Origin of the sequence: Natronomonas sp. (assembly GCF_047616845.1) — an archaeon.
GTDB lineage: Archaea > Halobacteriota > Halobacteria > Halobacteriales > Haloarculaceae > Natronomonas.
This window is the reverse complement of sequence record NZ_JBLGBY010000078.1, coordinates 1-6598: the sequence shown is the minus strand read 5'-3', so window position 1 is coordinate 6598 and position 6598 is coordinate 1. Positions and strand designations below refer to the sequence as shown.

At 63.9% G+C, this 6598-nt stretch carries 9 protein-coding genes; 4 read left to right on the top strand and 5 right to left on the bottom strand.

What is annotated here, in order from left to right; genetic code table 11:
* Positions 1 to 492: 492 nt before the first annotated feature.
* Positions 493 to 1113 (bottom strand): GTP-binding protein EngB, encoded by a 621-nt coding sequence (engB, locus tag ACI8UR_RS11930; protein WP_411715500.1) that lies wholly within the window; start codon positions 1111 to 1113, stop codon positions 493 to 495.
* Positions 1114 to 1198: 85 nt separating this feature from the next.
* On the opposite strand from engB, the gene ACI8UR_RS11925 reads away from it, so the two are divergent.
* The 3 genes from ACI8UR_RS11925 (at position 1199) to ACI8UR_RS11915 (ending at position 3787) form a co-directional block, all read left to right on the top strand.
* Positions 1199 to 2494, top strand: a complete 1296-nt coding sequence (locus ACI8UR_RS11925) for a TIGR00341 family protein (protein ID WP_411715501.1) — start codon at positions 1199 to 1201, stop codon at positions 2492 to 2494.
* A gap of 67 nt (positions 2495 to 2561) precedes the next feature.
* Positions 2562 to 3296: an SIMPL domain-containing protein gene (locus tag ACI8UR_RS11920; protein WP_411715502.1), complete on the top strand. Its 735-nt coding sequence runs from the start codon at positions 2562 to 2564 to the stop codon at positions 3294 to 3296.
* A gap of 44 nt (positions 3297 to 3340) precedes the next feature.
* Entirely contained in the window at positions 3341 to 3787 is a 447-nt protein-coding gene (locus ACI8UR_RS11915; RefSeq protein WP_411715503.1) for a hypothetical protein, read from the top strand.
* A 12-nt stretch (positions 3788 to 3799) separates the two neighbouring features.
* Here the strand turns inward: ACI8UR_RS11915 and ACI8UR_RS11910 are convergent, their stop codons facing one another.
* The gene (locus tag ACI8UR_RS11910) at positions 3800 to 4777 is read right to left on the bottom strand and encodes an NOG1 family protein (protein WP_411715504.1); all 978 of its coding nucleotides are present in this window, start codon (positions 4775 to 4777) and stop codon (positions 3800 to 3802) included.
* A gap of 110 nt (positions 4778 to 4887) precedes the next feature.
* Here ACI8UR_RS11910 and ACI8UR_RS11905 point away from each other — a divergent pair, with 110 nt between their 5' ends.
* Entirely contained in the window at positions 4888 to 5208 is a 321-nt protein-coding gene (locus ACI8UR_RS11905; protein WP_411715505.1) for an ASCH domain-containing protein, read from the top strand.
* 4 nt (positions 5209 to 5212) lie between these two features.
* Here the strand turns inward: ACI8UR_RS11905 and hisE are convergent, their stop codons facing one another.
* The 3 genes from hisE to pdxT all read right to left on the bottom strand — a co-directional run.
* Positions 5213 to 5506, bottom strand: coding sequence for a phosphoribosyl-ATP diphosphatase (gene hisE, locus ACI8UR_RS11900; RefSeq protein ID WP_411715506.1), 294 nt, complete (start codon positions 5504 to 5506; stop codon positions 5213 to 5215).
* Entirely contained in the window at positions 5503 to 5949 is a 447-nt protein-coding gene (locus ACI8UR_RS11895) for a bifunctional nuclease family protein (RefSeq protein WP_411715507.1), read from the bottom strand. Before ACI8UR_RS11895 ends, hisE begins: the two co-directional genes overlap by 4 nt.
* A gap of 139 nt (positions 5950 to 6088) precedes the next feature.
* Positions 6089 to 6598 (bottom strand): pyridoxal 5'-phosphate synthase glutaminase subunit PdxT (pdxT, locus tag ACI8UR_RS11890; protein ID WP_415087910.1); only part of this gene is annotated, 510 nt, incomplete at its 5' end.

Genomic DNA, 6598 nt, shown 5'->3' with positions numbered 1-6598 from the left:
CAGCTACGTTCTGCACGTTCAGCTTGCTTATCGTTGATTCAACAAGAAGGGACAGTACCCGTAGTGCTTTGTCCGGTTTTGAAATAGCAAAATACTCAACTGCAGGCATAAAAATTTGGTATTCATACCCAATTTTGAGGAATGTATCTGGGTATCCAATCAGAGGTTCGAACACAGGCCAAGAATTATGACTTGTGGTTATGGAAATATGCGATTCTGCTAAGATGTATAGTTGCTTAGAAAAGAGACGAACTCGACTGCCTGCTGCTGCTCGTTTTTTGATGACCATTGCCCGCGCTACGTAGGCGAGATGTACAGGCGCAGTTACCCGATGTACAAGCGTAGATTCTTACTCCTGCAGAGCACATCTCTCGATGGTGGCCATGACGAGCTGTTACCCCCGCTGAGCCCCTTGTGACGAGGCGCTATACATCCGAGCCACCCACTATTCATCGCCGAGTGAGAGCGCATCCGAAGCGCCACGCTCGCGGCTTAGAAGAACTTGAACAGGTCGTCCCGCTTGTGCTCGTGGAGGTGATGCCGGACGGCGTCGTTGAGCGGGCCGATGCTGCCGCGCTTCGCGGAGATGGGCGCGATCATCTCATCGAACTGCTGCCACGGCGGGTACAGGCCCAACCGCTCCGCGAGGTCGTCGAGTCGCTGGTCGCGGTCGTCGACCTTGTCCATCTTGTTGACCGCGACCACGGTCGGGATGTCGAGTTCCTGCAGGAAGCCGAACATCTCCACGTCGTGTGGGATTTCGCCCGGGCCGGAGTGGCGGTCGATGATGTCGACGACGGCTTTGCCGTCGACGACGAGGACGCCGACGAGGATGTTGTCGGCGTTCTCCTCGATATACTGAACGACGTTGGTTTTGATGTCTTCACGAACTTCCTCCGGGACGCCGGACATGAATCCGAAGCCGGGGAGGTCGGTGATGACGAAATCCTCGGCGGCCCAGTCGTAGTGGTTCGGTTTCGTGGTGACGCCGGGGCTGCCGCCGGTGTCGAACTTGGTGTGGCCCGTGATCTCGCGCATCAACGTCGATTTCCCGACGTTTGACCGCCCGATGAGGACGACCTCCGCATCGCGGTTCGGGCGTGTATCGAACATACGCCCAGTAGCGTACTGATGCGGATAAGGCGACCGGTCACGCCGTGTCGATACCATTATCGCCCAGGGGTTCGACGCCCGTTCCGTGCGACTCGTCCAGGTGACAATCCCCGCCGGAAAGCGGGATGCTGTATTGGAGATGCTCGACGAGGAGGGCATCGACTACGTCGTCACCGACGAAACGAGCGGCCGCGAATACACCGCCGTCGCGTACTTCCCGCTGCCGACGAACGCGGTCGAACCTATTCTTGAGGAACTCCGCGAGGCCGGCCTCGAACGGGAGGCCTACACCGTCGTGTTGCGGGCCGAAACGGTCGTCTCCGAGAAGTTCGAGCAGCTCGAAGCGGAATACGCCGAAAAGGAGGACAGCGAAGAGCGCATCGCCCGCCAGGAACTGGTGGCCCGCGCCGAGGAACTGGCCTCCGCGCTGCCAACCTACGTCGTGATGACGGTCGTGTCGGCGGTTATCGCGACCGCGGGCCTCCTCCTTGATTCGCCGGCGACGGTCGTCGGGTCGATGGTCATCGCGCCGCTCATCGGCCCGGCGATGGCGGCAGCGGTCGGCAGCGTCGTTGACGACCCCGACTTGTTCCGACGCGGAGTCTCCTTGCAGATTCTCGGTGTCGTCCTCTCCATCGTGGCTGCGACGGCATTCGCCGTCTTCGTCCAGGTGACGAATCTCGTCCCGCCCGGCATCGACCCCCTCTCACTCGCGGAAGTCGAGGAGCGACTCGCGCCGAACTTCCTCTCGCTCGCGGTCGCACTCGGAGCCGGCGTCGCCGGCGCCGTGAGCCTTATGACCGGTGTTTCGACCGCCCTCGTCGGTGTCATGATCGCCGTTGCGCTCATCCCGCCGGCCGCGACGGTCGGCATCGGTATCGCCTATGGCGAACCCACTCTCGCTATCGGATCGGCCGTCCTCGTGGCTGTCAACATCCTTTCCATCAATCTCGCCGCGCTCGTCGTGCTGTGGTACGGCGGGTATCGCCCGGAGCATTTCTTCCGACAGGGGCAGGCCCGTGCGGCCACGCTCAAGCGGGTCGGCGTCCTCATCGCCGCAATCGCGCTCCTGTCGCTCTTCTTGGGCGGTGTGACCTACGATTCATATCAGACGGCGACGACGGAACAGGATATCCGCGACGCCGTCAACGCCGAACTGGATACCCCGGCGTATGAGGGGTACGAACTGGTCGATCTCGAAGTCCGGACGACGACCGACTACGTCCTCTTCCAGCGGCCAACGGAGGTCATCGTCACCGTCGGCGTCCCGCCCGACGCCGGCCGGTCGGGGCTCGCCCCAGCCATCGAGCAGCGCCTCGAAACGCGACACGGCGTCTCCGTCGACGTGCAGGTGCTGTACCTCGAAGTCGAGCGTGGGTGAGCGTGACTCAAAGACGCGTTTGAGCTTTCGGCGTTTATAGGCACTTGCCCGCCGATGTCCGATTGTAATGTCACGAGACAAGCTCTCCATCCTGGTCGTCGTCACCGCCTTGCTCGCAGTGGCGATGGTCGGTGCTGCCCTGGTCGCCCCCATCGGTGCCGAAGACCCGGACGCGAACTCGAACAGAACGATTACCGTCGATGCGACCGGCGATGCGAGCGCCGCGCCGGACAAAGCCGTCGTCCGCGTCGCCGTGACCGCGACCGGCGATAACGCCAGCGCGGTTCGGAACGACCTCGCAGCCGGCGCCGACTCGTTGCGGGCGAACCTCGCCGACGCGAACGTCAGCGAGGACGCGTACAAGACGAGCAACTACCGGATTCGCGAGCCGCGCCGCCGCTCCGAGCGAGGCGACGCCCCTGCCTATCGCGGCGCGCACGTCTTCGAAATCACGCTCGATGACCCCGAAACGGTCGGTACCGTCATCGACGCAGCGACCAACGCTGGCGCCGAGACACAGCACGTCGAGTTCACGCTCTCGGAGGAGCGCCGCAAGGAACTCCGCCAGCGGGCCATCGAGAACTCGCTGAACGACGCTCGCACGCAGGCTGACAAGATCGCGGCCACGACGAATCTCGAAGTCACCGGCGTCACCACCGTCGACGCGACCGAGCGCAGTTATCGCCCGGTTCGATACGAGGCCGCCGCCGTCGCCACGGACAGCGCGTCGACGAGCGTCGAGGCTGGCGATGTCTCGGTTTCCTACCAGGTTCGCGTGACCTACAACGCCACGCACAAGTAACGACGTTTCCCCCGCTTTATATTCTCGCCGCGCGTACGAAACGTATGGACACGCCGACCGTAGACAGCTGGGACGAGGCCATCACGCTGGCGCGGTCACTCGGAAACGAGGCGGACGTGTGGGTGCCGAAAGCCGAGGAGCCGTTGTTGCCCGCCGAGTTGCACCTCCAGCGGTCGAACTTCCCGTGGTCGATTCACAAAGGCGCCGTCAACGTCTACCGCGAGCGAGAGCGCGGCGACCATCTCCAGATACGCGAATATCCCCGCGCCTGGATCGTCTCCCTCGACCACCACAACCCCCATCGCCGCCCCGTCCAGCACGCGACGGTCGACATCCCGGCGCATATGCTCATCGCGATGGGCGCGCTGACGCCCGTGCGTGGCTATCGGTGGGTGTTCGGCGACCGCATCCCCTCGCCCGTCTCGGTCACCGCCTTCTCGCTGTCGGCGATCGGCGCGGTGCCGCGGCTCGGCAGGGCGCTACTGGAGTAACAACGAGGCGGACTACTGCTCGAACGGCAGTTCGATTTCGTGGCCGACCGCTTCGATGGCGGCCGAAAGAACGTCCTCGACGTTCTCGTCGTTCTTGACGCTCATATAGTGGTCGGCCTCGACGTCCCGCGAGATGTCGGCCTTGTTACAGACGACGATGACCGGCACGTCGAACTGCGATTCGATGTCTGCGAGCAGGTCGAGTTGGCTCTCGAGCGGGTAGCCGCATTCGCCGCTTGCATCGAGCATGACGAGGACGGCGTCGGCGAGATGCGTCAGCGACGAGACGGCCTGTGATTCGATGGCGTTACGCTCATCGGTCGGCCGGTCGAGCAGCCCCGGCGTGTCGACCAGTTGATAGCGGATGCGGTCACGCGTGACGTGGCCGACGTTGATGTTCGTCGTCGTGTACGGATACGCCGCCGTCTCGTTCGTCGCGTTCGTCAGGTGGTTGACGAAGGAGGACTTGCCGACGTTCGGGTAGCCGGCGACGACGATGGCCGGCTCGTCGGCGCGGATGTCGGGCAGCGTCTTCAGCGCGTCGCGGGCCTCGCTGATGGCCAGGAGGTCGTCGGCGACCTGTTCCGTCACGTCCGCGAGTCGGGCGAACGCCTGTTTCCGGAGTTTCCGTGCGGTGTCGGTGTTGGCTTCGCGGATGCGGCTGTGGTACTCCTCTTTGATGTGGGATGCCTGTCGGCCGGCCCACATCACTTCCGAGAGGTGCTGTCGGAGCGCGTCCACGCCACCGACATCGGTGTCCGCAAGCGTCGCATCGGCCAGCTCGTAGTAGAACGGGTCGACGAGGTCGAAATCGGGCCACGTCGTGACGACGTTCTGGAGGTTATCGGAGAGGATGTTCGCGGCCGTCTGGAGCATCGACTCCTGGGCCTCGATCCCCTGCTTCGCCCGCCCCGCACGCGCCGCTCGCGAGAACGCCTTGTCGACCAGCTCCTCCGACCGGGGCGTCGTCGGAAGGTCTTCGAAGTGCATACGATGGGTAGACGTTCAGGCCCTATAAGCGCCGTGTTCGCTCCACAGGCCATCTGGACGCTGCATGCCGCTACGGCGCCGATTAAATGGAATGCGTCCGTACACCGGGTATGGCACACGTCGATGCCGACGACCTGCTCCCGAACGACCACATCAAGAAGGCCGTCCTCGCCGGCGACGTCACCCAGCTCAGCCGCGGGGCGTCGAACCGCTATGCGGAAGCAGGGGATACGTTCACCGTCGAGGAAACGGAGTTCGAGGTGACGAGCGTCGAGGAACGCACGCTCGGTGACCTCACCGACGCCGACGCGAAACGCGAGGGGTCGTCGTCGCTCGAGGCGTACAAAGAGCGCATGCAGCGGGTACACGGCGGCAACTTCGAGTGGGACGACACGAGCAGCATCGTCACCTATCGCTTCGAATCGCAGTAGTCAGTTATCGGCGCTTCTGCAACTCGTCTCGCAGGTCGTCCAGCGTCATCTCCTTCATCGAGAGCAAAACGAGCATGTGGTAGATGATGTCGGCGCTCTCGTGGGCGATCTCCTCGTGGTCGTCATCTTTCGCCGCCAGGAGGAGCTCCGTCGTCTCCTCGCCGAGTTTCTCGAGCACCGCGTTCTCCCCTTTCTCGTGTGTAAAAAGCGAGGCGGTGTAGGAGTCCTCCGGCAGCTCCTCCTTGCGAGATTCGATGATGTCGAACAGGTCGTCGAGCACGTCGGAGTCGTCGCTCATTGTGGCATCATCTCCCGGATGTCGTCGAGGTCTTCGTACTCGGCGAGGGGTTCGCGGCCGTCCTCGAACACCGCGTCGTCGATGTCGATATCGACGTTCGTTCGCGCGGCGAGGGCGAGCGAGTCGCTGGGGCGGGCGTCGACGGTCGTCGATTCCCGTGGCGTCTCGATGTGGAGGTCGGCGACGTAGGTGGCGTCGTCGAAATCCGAGACGACGACACGCTCGACGCGACCGCCGAGTTCCTCCATCACGTCGAGCAGGAGGTCGTGGGTCAGCGGGCGGCCGATATCGGCGGCGTCGAGTCCGCGGGCGATGCTCGCGGCCTCGTCGAAGCCGATGAAGATGGGGAGGATGTCGTCTTCGTCCTCGACCCCGAGCGTCACGACCGCGGCGAGCCCCGATGGGGTCTCCGCGACGCGGACGCCCTCTATGTGTGCGTCCATACCCGCACGACGTGACCACGCGGTAAAATCTCTCCGAACACGGCTCCGATGGCGTCAGCGCTCAGCGCTCAGCCACCGCAAGAGCGCCCCACCGCCGAACGGCACAGAGCGGCGCGCCCACGAGAAAACAGCTCGCGGCTTACTCGAAGAACGCCACTCCGTGAATCCGGGAGTCCTCGGTCAACTCGGGATGGAAGGAGGTGCCGATGACGTTGTCCTGACGGACGGCGACCGGTCGACCATCGATTTCACACAGCACGTCGACGCCATCGTCGACCTCGTCGATTGCGGGCGCACGGATGAAGACCGCCGGGAACGGTTCGGCGAGGCCATCAACGTCGAGCATGGCTTCGAAGCTGTCCTTCTGTCGGCCGAAGGCGTTGCGGTCGACGGTCACGTCCAGGATATCGAGCGTCTCGACGCGCTCGTCCTTGGCGTCGCGGGCGGCGACGATGAGGCCGGCGCAGGTGACGAGCATGGGCTTGCCGCCGGCGGCGAACGCCCGAATCTCCTCGGCGATGCCCTCGTCGCGGAGGAGCCGTGAGATGGTCGTCGACTCTCCGCCCGGCATGAGGAGGAGGTCACAGTCGGGAACGACGCCGGCCGTCCGAACCTCCTCGACCTCGACGCTCTCGCCGTGGCGTTCGGC

What these genes read in the sequence shown, in the direction of transcription:
- engB (WP_411715500.1), bottom strand. Translation starts at nt 1,113, where the DNA reads ATGTTCGATACACGCCCGAACCGCGATGCGGAGGTCGTCCTCATCGGG.
- ACI8UR_RS11920 (WP_411715502.1), top strand. Translation starts at nt 2,562, where the DNA reads ATGTCACGAGACAAGCTCTCCATCCTGGTCGTCGTCACCGCCTTGCTC.
- ACI8UR_RS11915 (WP_411715503.1), top strand. Translation starts at nt 3,341, where the DNA reads ATGGACACGCCGACCGTAGACAGCTGGGACGAGGCCATCACGCTGGCG.
- ACI8UR_RS11910 (WP_411715504.1), bottom strand. Translation starts at nt 4,777, where the DNA reads ATGCACTTCGAAGACCTTCCGACGACGCCCCGGTCGGAGGAGCTGGTC.
- ACI8UR_RS11905 (WP_411715505.1), top strand. Translation starts at nt 4,888, where the DNA reads ATGGCACACGTCGATGCCGACGACCTGCTCCCGAACGACCACATCAAG.
- hisE (WP_411715506.1), bottom strand. Translation starts at nt 5,506, where the DNA reads ATGAGCGACGACTCCGACGTGCTCGACGACCTGTTCGACATCATCGAA.
- ACI8UR_RS11895 (WP_411715507.1), bottom strand. Translation starts at nt 5,949, where the DNA reads ATGGACGCACACATAGAGGGCGTCCGCGTCGCGGAGACCCCATCGGGG.